Here is a 21,004-nt window from a genome sequence, read left to right on the forward strand (position 1 = left end):
CGGGCGAGCACTACCCGTCTGGTTCCGCTTCGAGGTATTCCGGGAGTGGATTGATCACGCTCTCGACGACACGTTGGGTCGGAAGTGGGAAGCACCGACCAACGGTATCGGAATCCCGGCGACCTACAGCGAGCTGGACGCGGGCTGAAGCTGCCCGCGTCCAGCGGCAGCCCTGTCTGTGAGCGACAGCTTCGCCTCTTGTCTGGATTGACAGCGCTCTCACTGGCGTGAGACCGCTGTCTTTGTTCGACTCGATGAATCAGTCGCTCCAATCTCGTTCATTTCTCTGCAGAAATCGAGTCAGCAATCAGAAACGATGGGAACTACCGAGTGTCCGGAGTGCGGCTATGACGCCAACGAGGCCGCAAAGCAGTCGGGGAAGAAGCGGGCTGTCATCGGTGGCGTGGTCATCGTACTCTCGTACGGCCTGATGAGTGCGATCAGCGGTGCGTTGCCGAGTTTTCTCGGCTTCGTCGGCCCGGTCATCGCGATCCCGGGCTTTCTTGTCGGCGGCTACGTCGGCTACCAGGGCGTGACCAAGATGCAGGCCGAAGAGAAGACTGCCGCGGACGAGGACACGACCGAGGAACTGTTCCGGGGGGACGACTACGGATCTCTCGACAGCATCACGGATGCGTTCGCGGGCGAGAACAAGGGGTCCGGCGAACCCGAACACGTCCGGCGAGAGCGCAAGCGAAAGCGGAAGGTCCGAAAGCAACGGCGGGAACACGACCTGCCCTCGGCGTGTCCGAGCTGTAGCGCCGACTGGACCGGAGGCGGGTTCGAGATCTACGACGACGGCAATCAGGTCCGATGTCGCGAGTGCGGTCACTCGAAGATGCTGTTCGGCTAATCGGCGGGACCGAATCCGCCGCTCAAATCACTATTCGATCCACAACGTATGTCCGAATCCAACTCTGGAACTGGAGAGAAGTACTGTGTCGAATGTGGGACGGCGCTCGACGCCGGAGTGGGAATCTGTCCGGACTGCGGGGCCGCACAGGATTCCACGATCAATCTGTCCGCCGGGTCGGACGCGACGGCGCTTCGGAATCGAGCCGAAAAAAACCTCCTCGTTGCGGCGCTACTGGGCTTTCTCGCCGGGCCGATCGGGTACTACTACGTCGGGAGAACGAAGCTGGCAGTGATCAATCTGCTAACGCTGAACTATCTCCTGACGGGCATCTTGCTCGTCCCGGTGCACGCGGCCTGGACGATCAAGTCGGCGCGAGATCGACTCGATGACTTGGGCGCCGAATACGACGCCTCGTAGAGCGGCTAGGACACGTCGTCCAGAAACCCCAACAGTTCGTCGTTGACCCGCTTCGAGGCCTCGACGTGGACCAGATGCCCCGCGTCGTCGACGGCGCGGAACTCGCCGCGCGGGAGCCCCGCCGATAGTTCCTGGCCCCGCTCGACCGGCCAGACGGCGTCGTCGGCGCCGTGGATCACGAGCGCCGGTTCGGTAATCTCGTAGAGCGCGTCGGAGACGTCGAAGTCCGAGACGGCAGCCGCTTGGGCCGCCCACGCCGCCCGGTCGGCGTCCTCGCTCGCGCGCCACTCGACCATCCGCTCGACCTCGCCGGGGCGGTCGTCGACGAAGGACGGAGAGAGCGCCGCCGCGAGCGACCGTTCGAGCGCGTCGGGGTCGTCGGGCGCGCCCCACAGCGGATCGAGATCGAGGCCGTCGCCGCGGGCGGCGGTCCCGACGAGCGTGAGGCTGTCCACGCGGGCCGTCTCGCGGGCGGCGGAGAGCGCGACCATCCCGCCGAGGCCCGCGCCGACGACGTGCGCCGAGCGGGCCCCAGCGTCCGAGAGGACCGTCGTGAGGTCGTCGGCGAGCGTCGACACCGAGTACGGGCCCGCGGGCGCGTCCGATCGCCCGCACCCGCGGAGGTCGGCCACGAGACCCCGGTGGGGCCCGGCGACCGCAGCGTGTTGCCAGCCCCACTGCCAGGCGCCGTAGCCGACGTCGCCGACGAAGGCGACCGTCTCGCCCGCGCCGGCCGTCTCGTAGTAGAGGTCGACGCCGTCGTTCGAGACCGTGGGCATACCGGACGGTGGGCCGCGGACGGTTTAGGCGTCCCGGAGGCCGGACGGCGTCGCCTACCCGGCCCGGCAACTGACCGTCCACTCGTCGTCGCCCTCGTATTCGAGGACCGCATCGAAGAGCGTCTTGAGGAGTTCGACGGTCTGGTCGTCCTGGGCGGTCGAATCGAAGAAGAACTGCCCGCACGCGTCGGCCGCGCGCAGCCGGCTCGTGAGGACGTGGAGGAACCGATAGACGATCTGCGGCCCCGCGTACTGGAGGAGCACCGTCAGCGACTCCACGGTGACGACGGGGTGGCTCCACTCGTTCAGGTACGGCGTGAACTTCACGCCGACGCCGGTGAGGTTCGAGGGGCTGGCGACCGTCTCGACCGAGACCGCCTCGGACGCGTCGTCGGCGTCGGCCAGGTCCGGGGTCGTGATCACGGCGGCGTTCGCGGGCCCGCCGTCGACGACGTCGGTCCACTCGTCGTACCATCCCGACGGCGGCGTCGAAAAGTCGACGCCGAGAACGTCGACGTCCGTACAGCCATCGAGAAGCAGGCGCTTGCACTCAGAGTCTGCAGCAGCGGCGGTCTGCGGCCGGAGGACGAGGACGGCACTGGCGTCGCCGGTCTGGGCGACGGCCTGTTCCAGGGAGGGCATAGTGTTAGATCGAGTACATTTATGGATAAGTCTTGTGTGGTCGGAAGTGGCGACAGACGAAAGGACCGGGGGAGCCCGGGGGGTTCAGGCGCTCTGGACCGCGCGGAGGACCTCGGGTGCTTCTTCGAGCGCCTCGTCGAGGGCGTCGACGTCGGGACCGCCGCCCTGTGCGAAGTCCGGCGGGCCGCCCCCGCCGCCGCCGACCTTCGCGGCGAGTCGGCCGACGACCTCGCCCGCGTTGATCCCGGCCTCGTCGGGGACGCCGACGACGAACTGGGCGCTGTCGCCCGCGCCCGAGCCGAGGACGGCGATCGTGCCCTCCTCGACGAGCGCGTTGGCGGTCGCGCGCAGCTCGTCGGCGTCGCCGTCGAGCCGCTGGACGACCGCGGGCGTCCCGTCGACGTCGATTGCGTCCTTGCCGGCCGCGGCGCGCGCCTCGGCGAGCTCGGTCTTCAGCCGGTCGATCGTCTTGCCGCGCTCCTTCCACTCGGTGAAGAACCGCTCGGCGGTCTCGGGGACGTCCTCGGGCGTCACGTCGAGCACGTCGGCCGCCTCGTAGAGCGCGTCCTCGGTGCGCTGGGTAGCCTCGATCGCGGCGTCGCCGGCGGCGAAGGCGATCCGCTCGACGCCGTCTTGGACCGGCTCCGTCGAGAGGATCTTGATCGCGCCGATGTCGCCCGTCCGGCTCACGTGGGTGCCGCCGCAGGCCTGGACGTCGTCGCCGACGGTGATGGTGCGGATCGTCTCGCCCGGCGGGATGCCGCCCTGGTAGAGGTCGAAGCCGTGTTCCTCCTCGGCCTCGTGGCGGTCGGGCCAGCGCTGTTTGACCGTGAGGTTCTGCCGGACGACGTCGTTGGCGACCGCCTCGATCTCCTTCACCTCCTCGCGGGTGATGCGCTCGTAGTGGGCGACGTCCAGGCGGGCGCGGTCGGTGCCCTTCTGCGCGCCAGCCTGGCGGACGTGCTCACCGAGGACCCGCCGCGCCGCGTAGCCGATCACGTGGGTCGCGGTGTGGTGGCGCATCAGGCGGCGGCGGCGCTCGACGTCGAGTTGCCCGCGGACGAACTCGCCCTTCCCGGGGTTGGCGTCGGCGCGGTGGAGGACCACCCCGTTTCGGGCCTGGACGTCCGTGACCTGGACGGTCGCGTCGTCCGTCGCGAGCGTCCCGTGGTCGGCAGGCTGGCCCCCGCCCTCGGGGTAGAACATCGTCTGGTCGAGGACGACGTCGTAGCCCTCCTCGCGCTCGATGACGTCCAGCACGACGGCCTCGAACTCCGTGCGCTCCTGGTCGTCGTAGTAGAGCTTCTCGGTCTCCGGAAGGTCGGCGAGCCGCTCCTCGCGCTCTATGGCCTCGCGGGAGGCGCCCTCGCCGCCGTGGCGGTCGGCCACGAGCGAGTAGAAGTCGTCGGGGACCTCGACGTCGGCGCCGCGCTCGGCGGCGATCTCCTCCACCATCTCGGGCTGGATCCCGTGGGAGTCGTACAGTTCGATGAGCTCCTCGACCGGGATGGGTTCGTCCTTGTCGGCGTAGTCGGCCGCGAGCGTCTCGACCTTCCGGCGGCCGCGTTCGAGCGTCTCGCGGTACTTGCGCTCTTCCGTTCGGACGATGTCGCGGATCGTGTCGCGGTTCTCGTAGCCCAGGCGCTCGGCCTGCATATCGACGAGCTCGTCCAGCGGCGCGTCGACGCCGACGTCGTCGACGAGGCGCTTCGTGCGGCGGAGGACCATCCGCGCGAGGTAGCCCGTGCCGACGTTCGAGGGGACGATCTCGTCGCCGAACATGTACGCCAGCGTCCGGCAGTGGTCGGCGATGGCGTAGATCGTCTCCAGGGGTTCGAGGAGTTCGGTGAGCTCCTCGCGGTCGACGCCGAGCTCGTCGGCGACGTCGGCGCGGGCGGCCGTCAGGTCGTCGATCTCGTCGATGTCGAGGTAGCCCGAGAGTTTCGCCGCCCGGTGGACGAGCTCTTCGTCCTCGTCGGTGAGCTCGATTCCGGCGTTGTCCTTCAGGAACTCGATCATCTCGGGGTAGACCGCCTCGTAGACGGTGGGCGTTCCCTGCGACACCCACGTCCAGCGTTCGAGGCCGTAGCCGGTGTCGACGATGTAGGTGTCCATCGGCGAGTACCGGTTTCCGTCCTTCATCTCGTAGTCGCCCTCCTCGTCCTGTTCCATCGACATGAAGACGAGCGTGGCGAGCTCGGCGCCCCGGTATAAGACCTCGAAGGCGGGCCCGGCGTTGCCGCCGCCGACCCACGGGTCCTCGATGTAGGTGATCTCTTCCAGGTTAGCGCCCATGTGCTCGAAGAACTCGTCGCAGAGCTCGACGGTCTTGTCTTTCCAGTAAACCTCGCCCTCGTAGGCGTAAGCGTCTTCGACCTCCTCGCGGGCGTTGAAGGCGTGGTGGGCCATCATCTCGAAGGCCATCGTGTGGCGGCCGGTCTTGCCCACGTTGTCGATGTCCTGCATCCGGATGCAGGGCTGGGAGATACAGAGGGGGTTCGCCGGCGGCGGGGTCTGCCCCGAGGTGACGAGCGGCTGGAAGTCGTAGATCGACGCCTGGGTCAGGAGGACGTCGTCACGCCAGCGGTTCGCGGCGACGGGGTAGGGGTCGATGCGCTCGTGGCCGTGCTCCTCGAAGAACGAGAGGAACTCCTCGCGCATCTCTTCGAGGGTGTACTCCTCGTCGAAGCCGGGGTTGTCGATGAAGGAGTAGTCGTCCGCGGGCGGTTCGCCGCAGGTCTCGCGGTCGGGGTCCCGCGTCCAGAAGTGGACGCCGGTCACCGGACACTGCTTCCGGTGGAAGCCCTCCTCCTCGAAGTAGTCGAGACGGTACTCCGCTTCGAGCTCACTCATTACGAGTCAGTTGACCAACGGCCGGGTAAAACAGTTCCGGGTGCGCGAGACCGCGGACGGGAGCGCGAGCCCGTTTAACGAGGGATTAGACCCGCGACGGGCGCTCGGACGCTCATAGTGATTACTCTTCGGCCGCCAGCGACGCCAGCAGCGCCTCCAGTTGGACCCGCTCGTTGGCGCCGGCGGTGATCCGGTAGTCGGCCTCGCCGATCCGCTCCATCAGCCGGATCGTCGTCCGCTCGTCGAGGTCGAAGTCCCACGCCGAGCGGTGCAGTTGGTCGATGATGTCGCCGCCGGCCATCCCGGTGTCGACGAGCAGCGTCTCCAGTTTCGCGCGGGCGCTCGCGAAGTCGCCGTCGATGGCGGCCTCGACCATCTCCTCGATGTCCTCGGGCCTCGCCGTGGAGGTGATCATAAACACCGCCTCCTCGTCGACGACGTCGCCCGTCGTGGCCGCCGCCTGGAGGGAGTTGATCGCGCGGCGCATGTCGCCGCCCGCGGCGTAGACGAGGGCGTCGAGACCGTCGTCTGTCACCTCGATGTCCTCGCTCGCGGCGATCTCTTCGACCTGGTCGCGGACCGCCGCGTCCGAGAGCGGCGCGAAGCGGAACACCGCACACCGCGACTGGATCGGGTCGATGATCTTCGAGGAGTAGTTACACGAGAGGATGAAGCGCGTGTTGTCGGAGAACTGCTCCATCGTCCGGCGGAGCGCCGACTGGGCGTCGTCAGTGTTGTGGGTCAGGATGCCGTTAGCGAGCATAAAGTTCGGCGTATTCTCCATAGAGATGTTGTACGCCTTCCCGCGGTGGCTATACTCGATCCGACGAATCTCTACCGTTTCGATCTCGGCGAGCCCACCGTCGGCGACGAATGCGGGGTCGAAATCTTCCCGTTCGTAGTGCTCGTGGTGAGGGAGTTCGCCGTCACCCACGACGACAAACGTGTATTCGTCTCCGTAGGTCTCCAGGAACTCCTCTACCTTCTCTGTCTGCCCCCACAGTTCGGCGACTCCTTTGACCTCGATCACTGTATCGCCGACGAGGAAATCGGGGTGGAACATCGAATCGGACAACTCGAATTCGGGTTCGTACTCGTAGTCGACATCGGCGTCTTGCAACGCTTTCGCGACTTCGTACTCCCAATCGGATCTGACGAGGTGCCCGAGCTCGTCACTGAATCTGATGTTCCCGCCGGTCGGTTCGTGGCCCTTCAGTGCCTCCGAGACCTTCTGTGCAATCTCGGGATCACGCATCGGGTTGTTGTCTCCGGTGATGTCGCAGACCGGATAGTCGCAGTTCTCGACGCTCTTTTGGATCACTCGTGCTCTCTCGTCGTCGCTCAGACTGTTCCGCCACTTTGCGGTAGCCTCGCCGATCCGTTCTTTGACCCTTTCGGGATCAGCATCCACGACCCACTCGTCCCACGAAGTTCCGGACCGCATCTCGCTGAGCAGTTCTCTGACTCGCTTGACGGTCTCTTCGTCCATCTCCCAGACGTGGACTCCGTGGAACTCCCCCCCGTAGTTCGGGTTGTTCTCGCCCGCGAACCGGCCGTCGGCGAGTTTTTCGACGATTTTCTCTCGCCGCTCGTCCGACCACTCCGTCCCGTACATCGGGTTCCCCGAACCCTGCATCCCACGACTGTGTCCCTCGTTCTTGCAGTCGAGGGAACAGAACCGTCCCGCAGTCCAGTCGCCGCAGATCTCGCATCGCGATACGCCGACCTCGTCTTTGAAGTCTGCAATCTCGTCACCCGGCGACAGGTCTCGAAGTTCGGTCTCGACCAGTCTGCCGCTTTCATTTACCGTAAAGAACGGGTGGGTGAGACTCGCGGTGATCGTCCGCCCGTCGGCGAGTTCGACCTCGAAGAAGTCGGCGACGCCGGAGTCGACGAGTTTGCCCTTGTCGGACTGAATGTCATTCGTCTCGAAGTCGACGGACGGGATGGGCTCGCCATCATCACTCACCTCCTCTATCGGTTTCACTTCCGGAGACGACGGATATCCGGTGACGACTTCCGTTCCGGGGGGAACACACAACGAGTCCGCCTCGTCGAGGAAGATGATCCGGTAGTCGTGGCCGCCGAACGACGACCGCGCGAAGTTCTTGATTCTATCTCTGACGACGTCGATGCCGCGCTCGTCGGAGGCGTTGAGTTCGAGGAAGTTCTCCTCCCAGTCGTCGCCGTAGAGCTCTCGCGCGATGGCGGTGGCTGCGGTCGTGTTGTGCATTACCGTCGGGACGTCGCCGGCGACGTAGTTTCGGGAAGCTGGGACAGTGAGGTCGTACACGCGACGAGACTCGTCGATCGTTTCGACGTGAGTCACCTCGTCGTAATAGAGGTCCGAGTCGGCGACCCGCGAAACGTCGTCGAGGAGTTCGATTACGTCGAGCGAGAGCATCTCGTTCGCCACCGTACGGAGTCGATCCGCCACCGTCTCGAACCGGGCCAGCGATCCGAGTTCGTGGTCGTCAGTGTTCAGGAGATTGTTTACGTCGAGGCCGCGGAGATCAGTTCCCTCCGCGATCCGTTCGTAAGAGACGCCGAGCGCGTCGACGCACGTCGAGAGGTCACGCTGTAGCCGTTCGATGTCCGGTCCGCCTCCGGACGGCGAATCGGGAACTGAGGGGTCCGATCCCGCGTCAAATTCGGCCACAAGGCGACAGACACGCGATGCGTATGGGGTCCGCCGCCCGTCTGCGTATTCGAGTAATCGGTCGCTCCGAACGCCAGTGGACTCGCTGACGTCCCGCCGAACGGGGATGGGTTCGAGAGACTCGCGCGTCCCGATCCACGTCGCTGGTATCGCACTGGTGGTATCGAGTTCCCGCGAGAGGGCTTCGATGCGAGAAAGCACTTCTTGCGCCGATTCTAACCGCTCCGTCGCCGCTTCGACGACGTCTGTGAGTTCCGCCCGGTGTGTCTCTCGTCCGGGGTTCTTCGGATCGAGCGTGTTAGAGAGGAGCGACTCGACGGGGAGATTGAGACGCTCGCACAGACGCCGAGCGGCTCGCTGTCGTGGAATCGTGTCGTGGCTTGGATTCGAGGCTTTTCTCGCATTCGCCTCGAGCTTCCGCTGTTTTGCGTCGATATCGAATCCGACCTGCTCGGAGAACCGTCTGAGCGCCGGAGCACCCGAAATATAGAGGGCGTGGCACTCACGTATGGTCCCGGATCCGTTGGTCGCAGACTTCTCGACCGTTTTGCGACGGCTCGGGACACCGAACGACGAGAGGAGATACGAGAGCAGCGTGATGTGTGCTTCGTTCTTTTGGATCAGCTCGATGATGCCGTGATCCGAAACGTGCGCCTCGCCGTCGAACATCGCACGAAGGAACGCCGCGCGGCTCTCGTCGTCGCCGGCGACGAGGGTCGATCCGATGCCCGTGCCACCGCTGGCGCTCTCGAAGACGTCGAAAGACGCACGGAGCAGGTGCGTGAGCGTCTTCGAACGGAGTGCGACGTAGGGGACATCCTTCCGGACGCCGCGCTCGGGGTCGAGAGCGAACAGCGACTCGGCCGCACTGGCGAACGCATCGCAGAGCCCGTCGTCGGTGTTGTAGAACTTGATTCGGCCGTTCTCGATCCGCGCTTCGGCCACCGCGAGACCGACGAACCGCGCCAGCTCGGGCGTCAGTCGCCACGGCGGCGTGACCGGTCGAGAGCGCCCGCCGGACGCGCTGACGTACTGGATCGATTCGACACCCGCGCGCAGCCGGTCGGTAGACGCGTCCAGCGCGCGGAGTGCCGACGGTGAAACCGTCGTCTCGGGGAGGTCGAACTCGGCGGCGAACGCGTCGGTAACGGAGACCCGGATCCGATCGTCGTCGACCGCGTCAAGCCAATCGAGGGCTACGCGTTCTCCGTCGGCGTTCCCGGAAGGGATCGGTGTCCGTCGCGGGCGAGCGATCCGGTCGCCGTCAGCAATCTCGGCCGCTTCCTTCCACCTGAGACCGTCTTCGGTCGCGACGAGCAGTTTGTGCTCGGGCGTGACTTCCATCGCGTTCCCGTCGCGCGTCTCGATCCGCCGGAGTTCAGAGGTCCGCTTGCCGAACACGTGTGAGGGGCGGACGTACTCGAAGTCGTTCGAATCCGTGAGCGAGAGCACCTCCAGGTCGTCGTCGGGGTCGTCGAACCCCTCGACATCGCCGACGACGGAGCCGATACGCTCGACGCCGTGATTCGTGAGTACTGGCGTCTCACCCGTCACGCACTTCCCCACGCCGGCCGGACCGGCGAAGAGCAGGTGCGGCAGGTCGTCGCGGTCGACGTACGACTGGAGTCGGTCGACGATCTCCTCCTGTCCGTGGATGTCTGCCAGCCGCTCTGGCCGGAACTTCTCGATCCAGATCTCGCGCCCGGCCGGGGTGTCGTCGTCCGCGGACGCGTCGGCCTCGCTCATACGGGTGAGAGGGAACCGGCGGGTGATAAACCACCCGCGTTCCGATCGGCCGGCGGGCGGAGGATCGACGGCGACACCGGAGCGAAACGCGCAAGCCCGCGACGCGTCAAGCGGGGGTATGCGCGTGCGCGTCGAAGTCGTCGGCGAGGGCGAAACGGACGTCGAAGTCGACGACGACGGGACCTACGCCGACGTCGTCCGGGCGGTGGGCTACTCGCCGCACGAGACCTCGGTCCTCGTCGACGGCTCGCCGGTGCCGGAGGACCAGCCGGTCGAGGCCGAACGGGTGCGGGTGCTCAGGCTCATCAAGGGCGGCGCGGAGTGACGGACGATGGCGGCCACCGTCCGCGAGGCGACCGGCGACGACGCCGACGACGTCGAGCGGCTGCTCGACGCGGCGATGCTGGATTTCTCACGCGAGCGGCTCAGACAGCGGATCGAGCGCGGCAGCGCGCTCGTCGCCGTCGTCGGCGACGGGGCGGGTGACGAGCGAGTGGTCGGAGGGTGCGTGTTCGACGACTCCGCTCGGGCACCCGCGAGCGTCGGCGACGCGGACGCGGCAGTTACGGAGATCGAACACGTCGCCGTCCACCGCTCGCGACGCGGGCGCGGGATCGGCCGCGCGCTCGTGGCGGCGGTCGACGAGCGCGCGGACGGGCCGCTGATCGCGCGGTTCCGCGAGTCGGTGCGGCCCTTCTACGAGTCGCTCGGGTTCGAGATCCGCGAGGACGGCGCCGACGCGTCCGAGAAGCGCCTGCTCGGCGTCCGAAACTGATCAGATCAGCGGCTCGACCAGGTCCCGGCCGGCCGCCAGGAGGGCGTCGGCGCGCTCCCGACTCGCGGCCTCCGCGTAGACGCGCATCTTCGGTTCGGTGCCGGAGGGCCGGACGAGGAGCCACGAGCCGTCGTCGAGCAGGAGCTTGAAGCCGTCGAGGGTGACGACCTCGGCGATGTCGCGGCCGGCGACCTGCTCGGGGAGATCGTCGTCGAGGTCGGCGATGACCCGCTCCTTCTCGGCGTCGGGGCAGTCGAGGCTGATCTTGTCCGCGACGATGTCGCCGTGGGTGTCGAGCAGGCGGTCGACGCGCTCGTCCATCGGCTCCTCAGCTACGGCGGCGGCGCCGAGCAGCGCCATCAGGACGCCGTCCTTCTCGCGGACGTGGCCCCGGATCGAGAAGCCGCCGGACTCCTCGCCGCCCATCAGGGCGTCGTGCTCGGCCATCCCCTCGGCGACCCACTTGAAGCCGACCGCAGTCTCGAAGACCTCCTCGCCGTGTGCCTCCGCGATGCGGTCGATCAGGAACGTCGTCGAGACCGTCCGGATCGCCGGGCCCGAGTCGGATTCGAGCAGGTAGTCGTAGGCGGCCGCGAAGAAGAGGTTCTCGTCGAGGTGGCCGCGCTCGGGCGTGACGAACGCGACGCGGTCGGCGTCGCCGTCGTTGGCGACGCCCAGGTCCGCGTCGTGGGCCTCGACGGCCTCGACGAGGGGTTCGAGGTTCTCGGCGCTGGGCTCGGGCGGCGTCCCGCCGAACTCGGGGTCCCGGTCGTCGCGGATGCACGCCACCTCGGCGCCCGCCGAGCGGAGGAGTTCGTCGGTGACGCCCCGGCCCGAGCCGTGCATCGCGTCGTGGACCACCGTCAGCCCCGAGAGGTCCGCGTCGATCAGGTCGCGGGCGTGCTCGAAGTGCGGCGTCGCCAGGTCGACCCGGCGGACGGCGCCGCGCTCGCCCTCCGGGAGGAGTTCGGGCTCGCGGAGCCGCTCCGCGACGGCGTCGGTCACGGCTGGCAGCGCCGGCGCGCCGTCGGCGGGGATGAACTTCACGCCGTTGTACTCAGGGGGGTTGTGGGAGGCCGTGATCATCAGCGCGCCCGAGAGCCCCCGGTCGGCGATCCCGTACGCGACGAGCGGCGTCGGGCAGTCGCGCTCGGGGATGAGTACGTCGAAGCCGTTGCCGGTGAGCACGTCGGCCAGCGACCCCGCGAACCCCTCGGAGCTCGGCCGGGCGTCGTAGCCGACGAGGACGGGCTCTGTGAGCCCCTCGTCGCGGAGGTAGTCCGCGACCGCCTGGCCGACGATCCGGACCCGATCGTCGGTGAAGGTATCGAGCGTCGCGCGCCACCCGTCGGTGCCGAAAGAGATCGCGTTCGCGTCCATACTGCGGTGTTTCCGTCAGCGATCAAAAAGGTACGGCGCCCGGCGGCCTCGACGGGTCGCCCCGCCGCGCTTTTCGGGGTCGGCGTCCGAGTGAGAGTAATGCTCACCGTCGTCGCCATCAGCGGCAGCCGTCGGGACCGAAGCTACACCCGTAAGTCGCTCGGGATCGTCCTCGAGGCCGTCGGAGACGAGCCCGACGTAGAGACCGACTGCGTCAATCTGGCCGCGGCCGACCTGCCGCTGTACCACCCCGATCGGGACGAACAGGGCCAGTCCGAGGCGCTGACGCGTCGCGTCCGCGAGGCCGAGGCCGTCGTCATCGGCTCGCCGGTGTACCACGGCTCGTACTCCTCGACGTTCCGGAACTTCCACGACTACTGCTCGAAGGACGAGTTCCGCGACACCGCCGTCGGCCTCGTCGCGACCGCCGGCGGCGGCTCCTACGGCGCGACCCTCGAACACATGCGGAGCACCGTCCGCGGCGTCCACGGCCACACCGTCCCCGAACAGGTCGGGATCCGGAACGCGTCGAGCAAGTACGACGGCGACGACCTCACCGACGACGACACGCGGCGGCGACTCGAAGAGCTGGGCGCGGCGGTCCTCGCGGAGGCGCGGCGACTGCATCCCGACGCCTGAGTCTGGGCAGGCAGGCCGGCAGGTCGCCCTCAATCGAGGCCGACCAGCCGCTCCTTGTCGGGCCGCGAGAGCTGTTTGATCTCGTACTCGCGGGACATCGCCGCGGACTTCGAGTCGAAGGACTCGACGTGGACGAGTTCGACCGGCGTCCGCCCGCGCGTGTACTTCGCGCCCTCGCCGGCGTCGTGTTCGGCGACGCGGCGCTCGACGTCGGTGGTGTAGCCCGTATAGAGCGAGCCGTCCGCACAGGAGAGGACGTAGACGTAGTGGTCGCCAGTCATTCGCCCCGACGCTACTCGACGCTGATCGTCTCCACGACGTCGGCCAGCGCCGCGCTGTCGGGCGAGGCGTGAGTGACGGACAGCGGCGAGACCGAGACCGCGGCGTCGACGAGCGCCCGCCGGTCGGTCCCGACCGGGTAGCGCTCGCGGTGTTCGTCGGTCGGCGGGAAGGGGCTCTCCCAGCCGACGACGCCCGGCCAGGTCCGGTCCTGGAGGCGGACGACGTGCTCGTCGGAGGCGAGGTCGTCGGGGTCGACCCCGTCGAGTTCCAGGTCCGACGAGAGCGCGCCGTCGGCCGCGACGCCCTCGGGCGAGACGTGCTCGACGTCCTGCTCGTAGTCGTGGTACGGTTCGGTGAGGATGACCGGCGGCGACGACGCGTCGACGGGGGCGTTGACGTTCAGGAGGTCGACGTCGTCGTAGACGCCGGCGTCGAGCGCGCGGGCGACGAGCCGGCGGGCGATCCGGGCCGGCCGGGCGAAGTCGTACTCCTTGGGCGGCGAGAGGAAGAAGTCGGTGGAGTGGTACGCCGAGATGGCGAGCGCGGGCGTCCCGAGGAAGGCCGACTCGATGCCGGCGCCGACGGTGCCCGAGCGCCCGACGACGTAGTTGCCGGCGTTCGGGCCGTTGTTGACGCCGGAGACGACGACGTCGAAGTCGGTGTCGAGCCCGCGGAGGCCGTAGGCGACGCAGTCGGCGGGCGTGCCGTCGAGGGCGACGCCCCAGGGGTGCTCGCGGACGATGGCGGTGTGGCTCCGGGTCCGGCCGACGCCGCTCTGGTTCGAGGCCGGCGCGACAACGGTGACGTCGCCCAGCGCCGTGAGCTCGGTGCGGAGCGTGGCGAGCCCCGGCGCGTCGATGCCGTCGTCGTTGGTCAGGAGAATCGTGGGGGAGGGACCGTCGCTCATTACGCGTACGTTCGTGGAGAGTCAGGTAGCCCTTCCGGTCCGCGGCGCGGCGCCGCGCGGCCGCACGGCTCGGGAACGCGGAATTAGCGGACCGGACGGCGGTTCACCCGTCCGGCCGCAGAACGGAACACGGCTTCGCGTGGTGGTCTGAGTCCGCTTCAGTGGTCACGCTGTGCGGGTCCGCTGTCTCGCGACCTCCGCGATCCCCGCGTTCGCCGAGCAGTTTGGACAGGCGAGGAGTCGCCCGTTCTCGTCGGCGAACACGCGCGCGAACCGATCGGAGACGTGTGACCCGCAATGGTCACAAGTTGGCATGCGTGTGTCCGGCAGCCACCAGTTGCCGGTACCCGGGATACGAGCGCACCCCATATTAGACTTCCCGCGCGTGCGCGTGGGCGTTCGATTCGTGCAGAAATCCGGCCCATAATCGGACGTTTGTCTGTGTCTGTGTCGCACACCGCCGCCTCGTTCGGCGCGCGTTGCGACAGCGGACGTCTGCGGCCTACTCGCGTGCGGCGGCGACGGCGCGGGCGATGAGCCCCGCCTGCGTGCCGGCGACGAAGCCCGCGTCGACGTTGACGACCGAGAGGACCGTACAGGACTGGAGCAGCCCCGCGAGCGCGGCCTCGCCGTCGCCGCCGTGGCCGTAGCCCGTCGAAATCGGAAGGCCGACGACGGGCGTGTCGACCAGCCCGGCCACGACGGTCGGGAGCGCCCCCTCCCGGCCCGCGGCGACGACGAGGACGTCGGCCTCGCGGAGCAGTTCCAGGTGGTCGAGCACGCGCCCCAGGTGGGCCACGCCGACGTCGTCGACGCGCTCGACGGTCGCGCCCATCGCGTCGAGGACGGTCTCGGCCTCGCCCGCCGCGGCCGCGTCGGCCGTGCCGCCGGTGACGACGCCGACCGTCGCGTCGATCGACGGGGGCTCGAACCGATCTGTTCGAGCGACGAGCGTCCGGGCGCGCTCGTCGTGGTCGAGATCGACCGCGGCGTCGATTTCGGCGTCGACGGTCTCGGCCACGGCCGCGACGTCGTCCTCGCCCGCGCGGGTCACGAGCGCACGGCCGGTCGATTCGAGCGCCGCCGCCGCGAGCGCGGCGACCTCGGCGGGCGTCTTCCCGGCGGCGAGGATGCCCTCGGGCGCGCCGCGGCGGTGCTCGCGGGCCGCGTCGAACCGCCCGGCGGCGGTCGTGACGTAGCCCGACAGTCGCGCTTCGGCGGCCGCCGGCGAGAGTTCCCCGTCGGCGACGGCCTCCAGAACATCGCGCATACCCGCAGTCGATCGGCGAGGGGGACGTAGCTGTCGCTTCCGTCGGGCGGGCGCGCCCGCGCCGTCAGCGCGCCCTCGACCGCCGTTTCGCGCGGCGCGGAAGCCCCTCGACGGCGAATTCGAGATCCCGCTCCGTTGCGACCCCTGGGTATATAAATTATTCCCCTAGGAAACCCCGCAGACGACGGGCACGGACGGAGACGCCGGCGTTTTGGAAAATATTTTTATATAGGGCCGATATAGGAGGACCTGTATGGCAGACCTCATTGTCAAGGCAGCCGTCAAGGAAGCGCTTCAGGACAAAAACGTCGCTTCTGATTTCTACGACGCGCTCGACGAAGAAGTCGAAGAACTGCTCGAAGACGCGGCCCGTCGCGCGGAACAGAACGACCGCAAGACGGTCCAGCCGCGCGACCTGTAACTCGGGAGAACGACTCCGATTTTTTGCGACGCCACCCCCTGAGCCGTCGGCTTCGCGTTCGCGACTATTCTCGGGTCCGGACCTCGACCCCGTCGTCGGTGCCGACGTAGACGGCGTCCGCCAGCCCGACGAACAGGCCGTGTTCGACGACGCCGGGGACCGCGGCGAGATCGGCCGCCAGCGCCGCGGGCTCTGCGATCGCGCCGAAGTCGCAGTCGAGGACGACGTTCCCGTTGTCGGTGACGACCGGCCCGTCCTTGCGCTCGGCCCGGCGGAGCGTCGGCTCGCCGCCCAGGGCGTCGATATCGCGCTCGACGGCCGCTCGGGCGTCGGGGAGGACCTCGACGGGCACCGAGCGGGAGAGCGTCTCGGCCGTCTTCGAGGGATCGACGACGACGACGAAGCGCTCGGCGGCGGCGTCGACGACCTTCTCGCGAGCGTGGGCCGCGCCGCCACCCTTGATCGCGTCGAGTCTCGAATCGAGCTGGTCCGCGCCGTCGATCGCGACGTCGATCCGCTCGACCTCGTCGAGCGCCCGGAGGGGGACGCCGACCTCCCGCGCGAGCTGGCGGGAGTCGAACGACGTCGGAACGCCGACGACGTCGAGGCCGTCGTCGACCGCCCGGCCGAGCGCGCGGATGGCGTACGCGGCGGTGCTGCCCGTGCCGAGCCCGACCACGTCGCCGTCGTCGACCGCCTCGGCGGCGCGCTCGCCCGCGCGCCGCTTCTGGTCGTCGGTGCCGCCGGTGGTCTTCATACGCGCCGCCTCGGCGCGCGCGGGCACAAAAGTTCCGCTCTCTCGGCCGCGTCAGAGCCGCTCCAGCACGGCGTCGGCGTCGTAGGCCAGCGACAGCGAGCGCGACCGCCCCCGGCCCTCGACGTCGGCGTACGAGGCGTCGAGCACGCCCAGCTGGTCGAGCTTGTTGACGATCTCGGAGTACCGCGTGTAGCCGAGGTCGGTCTCCTCGTGGAACGCCTCGTAGACCGCGCCCGCCTGGTCGCCGTCGTGCTCGGCGACGACGCGGACGAGGTCGCGCTCCCGGTCCGAGAGCCCGCGGAGCCGCCGCGAGAGGTGGACGTACTTGGACTTCTCGTAGGCGGCCTCGACGTCTTCGATCTCCACTGTTCGGCTCGCGCGCATCTCGGCGTGGAGGCCGGCGCGCCGGAGCAGATCGATCCCCACGCGGAGGTCGCCGCTCTCGGCGGTGAGTTCGGCCACGCGGTCGAGTTCGGGCGCGCCGACGACGTCCTCGTGGAAGCCCCGCCGCACGCGCTCCCGCAGGATGTCGACGATCTCGTTGACGTCGTAGACCGGGAAGTACACCTCCTCCGGCCGGAAGACGCTCTGGACGCGGCCGTCGAGCTCCTCGATCACATCGAGCGCGAGGTCCGAGGAGACGACGACGACGCCGATCCGGGCGCCCGAGTGCGCCTCGTGGGCCCGCAGGAGCGAGTACAGCGTGTCGGAGGCCTCGTTCTCGTAGAAGAGGTAGTTCACGTCGTCGAGGGCGACCGCCAGCACCTCGTCCTCCTCGACGAGGCGGTCCGTGATCTGGCTGAAGAGCTTCTTGAACGAGATGCCCGAGGAGGGGGGCTCGTACTCGAAGATGTGCTCGAAGATCCGCGAGAAGACGGCGTAGCGCGTCGAGTCGACCTGGCAGTTGACGCGGACGGTCCGGACGCCGCTCTGGGCCCCGAGCTCGCCGAAGAGCTTCTGGACCGCCGTGGTCTTGCCCGTCCCCGGCGGGCCGCGGACCATCGTGTTCAGCGGTCGCGAGCCCCGGACCGCGGGGCGGAGCGCGTACTTCAGGCTCTCCAGTTGGCTCTCGCGGTGCTCGAACGTCTCGGGGACGTAGTCGATCTCGAAGACGTGCTCGTCGCGGAAGACGGTCTCGTCCCACGACAGCATCCCCTCCTCGGGGTCGTCCCTCATCGGTTCAATCACGGCCAGGAATCTACTTAACCGTTCCCCAGCGCGGGGGCATGCGCCTCACTCCGTGACGAGCCGATACGCGCGGAACGCGGCGACGAGGCCGACGCCGAGCGCGACGAGGCCGATCGCGAGCGCGGTGAGCGACGCCGACCCGCGGAGGAAGGGGCCGATCCCGCCGACCGCGATCGACAGCGCGATCGCCGCGAGCGCCAGGTAAAACAGGATCAGCGTCGCGGTGCCGACGACGTCCCAGACCGCGTCGCGGGTCGCGCGGTAGACGAGGGCGTAGGCGTCGTCGGCGTCGAGATCGGCGAGCGTCTCGGCGGAGGAGTCGGGGACCATACCGGCGTTTGTGCCGAAACGGACAAAAAACCCCGCTCAGAACTTCCGCAGCAGGCGGTCGTAGAACGCCGAGTCTGAGGCGTCGCCGTCGGCGAGCTTCTCGACGATGAGCTCGGGCGTCGAGCGCGCGAGGTGGTCCTTCACCGGCGAGCGGTTCACCACCAGCTCGCCGTCCTCCAGTCCGAGCGCCTCGATGCCGTCGACCGCGACGTCGAAGGCGGCGACCTCGCGGATCTCGCCCGCCAGGTGCGAGACGAAGACGGCCGTCGCGTCCTGCTCGGCGAGCGCCTCCAGGATGCCGGCGATGATCTTCGCCGAGGCGCCCGGCTCGGTGATGCTCTCCAGTTCGTCGACGAGCACGAGGCGGTTCGCCTCGCCGTCGACCAGGTCGCGGAAGTCCCGGAGCGTGCTCTCGAACGCGCCGGCGTCGAGCGTGCCCTGGGTCTTCGCGTAGTAGTGCAGTTCGGAGAAGCGTTCGAGGCGGACGCGCTCGGCCGGGACGGGCAGGCCCATCTGGGCGAGGACGACGACGAGCGCGACGAGGTCGAGCGTCGAGGTCTTGCCGCCGGAGTTGACCCCCGACAGAAGCGTCGCGCCCGAGACGCGGTAGTCGACGGGATCGACGTCTTCGAAGTCGACGTCCAGGAGGGGCGAGCGGCCGCCCTCGATGGCGAAGCCGCGGGGTGCGTCGTCGCTCTCCCGGCCGTCGACGAACTCCGGGAGCGTGCAGTCGAAGTCCTCGGCGAACCGCGCGACCCCGAGCTCGACGTCGAGTTCGAGCGCGTCGCGGACGAGCGTCTCCACGGGTTCGCGGAGGTCCGAGAGGTCCGCGGCGAGTTCGCGCTTCAGGCGGGCGGCCCGCTGGTCGCGGGCGGCCTTGAGCTCGGTCCGGAGCCGCGAGACCACCGAGTCGTTGTGCTCGACCGGAAACGAGGGGTCGTCGGGGAAGGCGCGCTCGGCGAAGTCGGCCTCGCCGGGGCCGAGATCGAGCGCCTCGATCAGGTGCTCGCGCGCTGCTGCGACTGCGGCGTCGTACTCGTCGGCCAGTTCGCGGTCGAGCAGGGAGTCGACGCGCGCGCCCTGTTCGACTAACGAGAGGAAGTCCGTGCCCTCGATGGTCACGTCGCGCTCGCGGATCGCGTCGCGGAGGCGGTCGTTGGCGACGGACTCCGCGGTGCCGACGGCGGCGTCGAGGTCGTCGACCGCGGTGGAGAGGCGGTCGAGTTCGGCGTCGCCGACGACGGTGCCGTCCTCGTCCAGGCGATCGAGCGCGTCGCGGAGGCCGTCGGGGTCGCAGGGTGGGTCGAGGTCGGCCGCCTCGTGGACGGCCGCCGCCGCGAGGATCCGCTCGCGGTTCGCCGCGAAGAACGCCAGCACGCGCTCGGGGACGATCTCCTCCTGCTCGTCGATCGCGTCGGGGCGCACGCGCACGTCGCCCTCGACGTCGACGCCGGCGAACTGCTCGTCGAGCGCGATCACGGTGGAGTACGACCGGGCGAGCTCGGCGAGCCCGCGGGCGTCGTCGACGACTTCGACCGACAGTTCGGGGAACGCCTCGTCGGCCTCGGCGTAGCGCTCGGCGTCGGCGGTGGCGAGACAGCGGTCGCGCACGCGACGCGTCGGCGGCGGATCGAGCGGCTCGACGCCGGAGAGCGCCTCCAGCACGTCGGGGTCGGGCTCGCGCTCGGTCGCGCGCTCGACGAACTCCCGCACCTCGGCGATGCGGGAGGCCGACCGCGTCGGGTAGAACGTCTCGATCCGCCGGGCCGCGTAGTCGGTGACGGTCCGCTCGCGCAGGAGCCCGCAGACGTCGTCGTAGATCTCCCGCGCGCGGTCGGTCGCGAGGAAGCCGCCGTCGTCGTCGTGTCGTCGCCGGATCGCCCCGCGGGCGACGGCGGCCGCGCGCCCCTCCGAGAGGCCGGGGGCGCGGGCGAGCGCCGCGACGTCGCCCTCTTCCAGTGCCCGCTCGGCGTCGTCGAGTTCCGACAGCGCCGCCGCCGTCTTCTCGCCGACGCCCGGGATCGCCTCGAACTCCATTCGGGGATGGGTTGGCCCCCCATCGGACAAAACCTTGTGGGTATCCGTGCCACGGCCTCCCACCCCGATCGCGACGCGTCGCGCTTTTGCGAGTGCGTCGAGTAGCGCGGGTATGCAACCCGAGACGGACGTCGAGGGCGGCGCGACGGACGCGACCGACGCGGACCCGACGCCGTCGGCGCGGGAGAAGGCCGAGGCCGTCCGCGAGTCGCTGTCGGCCCGCGACGGCGTCCTCGTCGCCTTCTCCGGCGGCGTCGACTCCGCGGTCGTCGCCGCACTCGCAGACGATGCCCTCGGCGACGACGCCGTGGCCTGCACGGCGAAGTCCGAGACGCTGCCCGACGCCGAACTCGACGACGCGAAGCGGGTCGCGTCCGAGATCGGCATCCGCCACGAGGTCGTCGAGTTCTCCGAGCTTGACGACCCCGACTTCGTGCGGAACGACGGCGAGCGGTGCTATCACTGCCGGACGATGCGGCTCGGCCGGATGTACGAGGCCGCCGCCGAACTGGGCATCGAGACGGTCTGTGACGGCACCAACGCCTCCGATCCGGGCGAGGGCCACCGCCCCGGGCTCCGCGCGGTCGAGGAACTGGAGGTCCGATCGCCGCTCCTGGAGGCCGGCATCGAGAAGGAAGAAGTGAGGGCTATCGCCGACGACCTCGGGCTCTCGGTCGCGGACAAGCCCGCGATGGCGTGTCTCTCCTCGCGGATCCCGACCGGCCTCGAAGTGACGAACGAGCGGCTCACGCGGATCGAGAAGGCAGAGCGCGTCCTCAGGGAGTGGGGCTTCTCGCAGTTCCGCGTCCGCGACCACGACGGCCTCGCGCGCATCGAGATCGACCCCGACGAGCTCGACGCCGCGCTGAATCACGACTTCGTCGTCGCCGCCCGCGAACATCTCTCGGACCTGGGCTTCGAGCACGTGACGCTCGATCTCCACGGGTACCGGACGGGGAGCGTCAGCCCCGAGGGAGACGGATCGGACCCGGACGGAAACGGCGAGAGGGACGCCGATCCGGTCGTCGCCGACGTCTTCGACGCGGAGTACCCGACCCGGTAGGCG

Annotated in this window: 20 protein-coding genes; 7 read left to right on the top strand and 13 right to left on the bottom strand. The window is 68.9% G+C overall.

All coding sequences use genetic code 11. The features are described 5' to 3' along the window. The first annotated feature begins 316 nt into the window (after positions 1-316). Both ACQUQ0_RS06130 and ACQUQ0_RS06135 read left to right on the top strand, forming a co-directional pair. The gene (locus ACQUQ0_RS06130) at positions 317-853 is read left to right on the top strand and encodes a hypothetical protein (RefSeq protein ID WP_435183837.1); all 537 of its coding nucleotides are present in this window, start codon (positions 317-319) and stop codon (positions 851-853) included. A 48-nt stretch (positions 854-901) separates the two neighbouring features. Further along, positions 902-1,273 carry a hypothetical protein gene (locus ACQUQ0_RS06135; RefSeq protein WP_435183838.1) on the top strand — a complete coding sequence of 124 codons (372 nt, stop codon included), beginning with the start codon at positions 902-904 and terminating at the stop codon, positions 1,271-1,273. Positions 1,274-1,278: 5 nt separating this feature from the next. On the opposite strand, the gene ACQUQ0_RS06140 is transcribed toward ACQUQ0_RS06135, so the two are convergent. From ACQUQ0_RS06140 to ACQUQ0_RS06155, 4 genes are all read right to left on the bottom strand, one after another. Next, positions 1,279-2,052 (bottom strand): alpha/beta fold hydrolase, encoded by a 774-nt coding sequence (locus tag ACQUQ0_RS06140; RefSeq protein WP_435183839.1) that lies wholly within the window; start codon positions 2,050-2,052, stop codon positions 1,279-1,281. Positions 2,053-2,106: 54 nt separating this feature from the next. After that, the gene (locus ACQUQ0_RS06145) at positions 2,107-2,694 is read right to left on the bottom strand and encodes a DUF7504 family protein (RefSeq protein WP_435183840.1); all 588 of its coding nucleotides are present in this window, start codon (positions 2,692-2,694) and stop codon (positions 2,107-2,109) included. An 84-nt stretch (positions 2,695-2,778) separates the two neighbouring features. Continuing rightward, positions 2,779-5,547, bottom strand: a complete 2,769-nt coding sequence (gene alaS, locus ACQUQ0_RS06150) for an alanine--tRNA ligase (protein ID WP_435183841.1) — start codon at positions 5,545-5,547, stop codon at positions 2,779-2,781. A 121-nt stretch (positions 5,548-5,668) separates the two neighbouring features. Further along, positions 5,669-9,952 (bottom strand): LAGLIDADG family homing endonuclease, encoded by a 4,284-nt coding sequence (locus ACQUQ0_RS06155; RefSeq protein ID WP_435183842.1) that lies wholly within the window; start codon positions 9,950-9,952, stop codon positions 5,669-5,671. Positions 9,953-10,070: 118 nt separating this feature from the next. On the opposite strand from ACQUQ0_RS06155, the gene samp2 reads away from it, so the two are divergent. Both samp2 and ACQUQ0_RS06165 read left to right on the top strand, forming a co-directional pair. Next, positions 10,071-10,277, top strand: coding sequence for a ubiquitin-like small modifier protein SAMP2 (samp2, locus tag ACQUQ0_RS06160; RefSeq protein WP_372386596.1), 207 nt, complete (start codon positions 10,071-10,073; stop codon positions 10,275-10,277). Between the two features lie 6 nt (positions 10,278-10,283). Then, the gene (locus ACQUQ0_RS06165; protein WP_435183844.1) at positions 10,284-10,727 is read left to right on the top strand and encodes a GNAT family N-acetyltransferase; all 444 of its coding nucleotides are present in this window, start codon (positions 10,284-10,286) and stop codon (positions 10,725-10,727) included. On the opposite strand, the gene ACQUQ0_RS06170 is transcribed toward ACQUQ0_RS06165, so the two are convergent. Further along, positions 10,728-12,107, bottom strand: a complete 1,380-nt coding sequence (locus tag ACQUQ0_RS06170; protein WP_435183845.1) for a phosphoglucomutase/phosphomannomutase family protein — start codon at positions 12,105-12,107, stop codon at positions 10,728-10,730. Positions 12,108-12,206: 99 nt separating this feature from the next. Here ACQUQ0_RS06170 and ACQUQ0_RS06175 point away from each other — a divergent pair, with 99 nt between their 5' ends. Next, positions 12,207-12,746, top strand: coding sequence for an NADPH-dependent FMN reductase (locus ACQUQ0_RS06175; RefSeq protein WP_435183847.1), 540 nt, complete (start codon positions 12,207-12,209; stop codon positions 12,744-12,746). Between the two features lie 29 nt (positions 12,747-12,775). Here the strand turns inward: ACQUQ0_RS06175 and ACQUQ0_RS06180 are convergent, their stop codons facing one another. The 4 genes from ACQUQ0_RS06180 to larB all read right to left on the bottom strand — a co-directional run bounded on the left by ACQUQ0_RS06180 (position 12,776) and on the right by larB (position 15,205). Next, entirely contained in the window at positions 12,776-13,027 is a 252-nt protein-coding gene (locus ACQUQ0_RS06180; RefSeq protein ID WP_435183848.1) for a GIY-YIG nuclease family protein, read from the bottom strand. An 11-nt stretch (positions 13,028-13,038) separates the two neighbouring features. After that, entirely contained in the window at positions 13,039-13,935 is an 897-nt protein-coding gene (gene surE / locus ACQUQ0_RS06185; RefSeq protein WP_435183849.1) for a 5'/3'-nucleotidase SurE, read from the bottom strand. 165 nt (positions 13,936-14,100) lie between these two features. Next, complete coding sequence (locus ACQUQ0_RS06190) at positions 14,101-14,250, bottom strand: DUF7563 family protein (RefSeq protein ID WP_435183850.1); 150 nt, start codon at positions 14,248-14,250, stop codon at positions 14,101-14,103. 187 nt (positions 14,251-14,437) lie between these two features. Beyond that, positions 14,438-15,205 carry a nickel pincer cofactor biosynthesis protein LarB gene (gene larB / locus ACQUQ0_RS06195; protein WP_435183852.1) on the bottom strand — a complete coding sequence of 256 codons (768 nt, stop codon included), beginning with the start codon at positions 15,203-15,205 and terminating at the stop codon, positions 14,438-14,440. Between the two features lie 253 nt (positions 15,206-15,458). Here larB and ACQUQ0_RS06200 point away from each other — a divergent pair, with 253 nt between their 5' ends. Continuing rightward, positions 15,459-15,626 carry a DUF1931 family protein gene (locus ACQUQ0_RS06200; protein WP_257627937.1) on the top strand — a complete coding sequence of 56 codons (168 nt, stop codon included), beginning with the start codon at positions 15,459-15,461 and terminating at the stop codon, positions 15,624-15,626. Positions 15,627-15,690: 64 nt separating this feature from the next. Here ACQUQ0_RS06200 and rpiA read toward each other — a convergent pair whose 3' ends face one another. From rpiA to ACQUQ0_RS06220, 4 genes are read right to left on the bottom strand one after another with little or no spacing between them, the layout of a single operon-like run. Continuing rightward, entirely contained in the window at positions 15,691-16,383 is a 693-nt protein-coding gene (gene rpiA, locus ACQUQ0_RS06205) for a ribose-5-phosphate isomerase RpiA (RefSeq protein ID WP_435183853.1), read from the bottom strand. A gap of 51 nt (positions 16,384-16,434) precedes the next feature. Then, entirely contained in the window at positions 16,435-17,559 is a 1,125-nt protein-coding gene (locus ACQUQ0_RS06210; protein ID WP_435183854.1) for an ORC1-type DNA replication protein, read from the bottom strand. A gap of 57 nt (positions 17,560-17,616) precedes the next feature. Then, positions 17,617-17,901: a hypothetical protein gene (locus ACQUQ0_RS06215; RefSeq protein WP_435183855.1), complete on the bottom strand. Its 285-nt coding sequence runs from the start codon at positions 17,899-17,901 to the stop codon at positions 17,617-17,619. A 36-nt stretch (positions 17,902-17,937) separates the two neighbouring features. Beyond that, a complete protein-coding gene (locus tag ACQUQ0_RS06220) occupies positions 17,938-19,938 on the bottom strand; it encodes a MutS-related protein (protein ID WP_435183857.1) in 2,001 nt (666 codons plus the stop codon). Positions 19,939-20,050: 112 nt separating this feature from the next. Between ACQUQ0_RS06220 and larE the strand changes: the two genes are divergently transcribed. After that, positions 20,051-21,001, top strand: a complete 951-nt coding sequence (gene larE, locus ACQUQ0_RS06225; protein ID WP_435183859.1) for an ATP-dependent sacrificial sulfur transferase LarE — start codon at positions 20,051-20,053, stop codon at positions 20,999-21,001. Positions 21,002-21,004: the final 3 nt, after the last annotated feature.

Origin of the sequence: Halobellus sp. EA9 (assembly GCF_051195055.1) — an archaeon.
GTDB classification, from domain to species: Archaea; Halobacteriota; Halobacteria; order Halobacteriales; family Haloferacaceae; genus Haloquadratum; species Haloquadratum rubicundus.

Coding starts and splice junctions, on each gene's coding strand:
- surE (WP_435183849.1), bottom strand. CDS start 13,935: ATGAGCGACGGTCCCTCCCCCACGATTCTCCTGACCAACGACGACGGC.
- larB (WP_435183852.1), bottom strand. CDS start 15,205: ATGCGCGATGTTCTGGAGGCCGTCGCCGACGGGGAACTCTCGCCGGCG.
- ACQUQ0_RS06180 (WP_435183848.1), bottom strand. CDS start 13,027: ATGACTGGCGACCACTACGTCTACGTCCTCTCCTGTGCGGACGGCTCG.
- ACQUQ0_RS06145 (WP_435183840.1), bottom strand. CDS start 2,694: ATGCCCTCCCTGGAACAGGCCGTCGCCCAGACCGGCGACGCCAGTGCC.
- ACQUQ0_RS06190 (WP_435183850.1), bottom strand. CDS start 14,250: ATGCCAACTTGTGACCATTGCGGGTCACACGTCTCCGATCGGTTCGCG.
- ACQUQ0_RS06210 (WP_435183854.1), bottom strand. CDS start 17,559: ATGAGGGACGACCCCGAGGAGGGGATGCTGTCGTGGGACGAGACCGTC.
- ACQUQ0_RS06140 (WP_435183839.1), bottom strand. CDS start 2,052: ATGCCCACGGTCTCGAACGACGGCGTCGACCTCTACTACGAGACGGCC.
- ACQUQ0_RS06170 (WP_435183845.1), bottom strand. CDS start 12,107: ATGGACGCGAACGCGATCTCTTTCGGCACCGACGGGTGGCGCGCGACG.
- rpiA (WP_435183853.1), bottom strand. CDS start 16,383: ATGAAGACCACCGGCGGCACCGACGACCAGAAGCGGCGCGCGGGCGAG.
- ACQUQ0_RS06215 (WP_435183855.1), bottom strand. CDS start 17,901: ATGGTCCCCGACTCCTCCGCCGAGACGCTCGCCGATCTCGACGCCGAC.
- ACQUQ0_RS06130 (WP_435183837.1), top strand. CDS start 317: ATGGGAACTACCGAGTGTCCGGAGTGCGGCTATGACGCCAACGAGGCC.
- larE (WP_435183859.1), top strand. CDS start 20,051: ATGCAACCCGAGACGGACGTCGAGGGCGGCGCGACGGACGCGACCGAC.
- ACQUQ0_RS06175 (WP_435183847.1), top strand. CDS start 12,207: ATGCTCACCGTCGTCGCCATCAGCGGCAGCCGTCGGGACCGAAGCTAC.
- samp2 (WP_372386596.1), top strand. CDS start 10,071: ATGCGCGTGCGCGTCGAAGTCGTCGGCGAGGGCGAAACGGACGTCGAA.
- ACQUQ0_RS06200 (WP_257627937.1), top strand. CDS start 15,459: ATGGCAGACCTCATTGTCAAGGCAGCCGTCAAGGAAGCGCTTCAGGAC.
- ACQUQ0_RS06155 (WP_435183842.1), bottom strand. CDS start 9,952: ATGAGCGAGGCCGACGCGTCCGCGGACGACGACACCCCGGCCGGGCGC.
- alaS (WP_435183841.1), bottom strand. CDS start 5,547: ATGAGTGAGCTCGAAGCGGAGTACCGTCTCGACTACTTCGAGGAGGAG.
- ACQUQ0_RS06220 (WP_435183857.1), bottom strand. CDS start 19,938: ATGGAGTTCGAGGCGATCCCGGGCGTCGGCGAGAAGACGGCGGCGGCG.
- ACQUQ0_RS06135 (WP_435183838.1), top strand. CDS start 902: ATGTCCGAATCCAACTCTGGAACTGGAGAGAAGTACTGTGTCGAATGT.
- ACQUQ0_RS06165 (WP_435183844.1), top strand. CDS start 10,284: ATGGCGGCCACCGTCCGCGAGGCGACCGGCGACGACGCCGACGACGTC.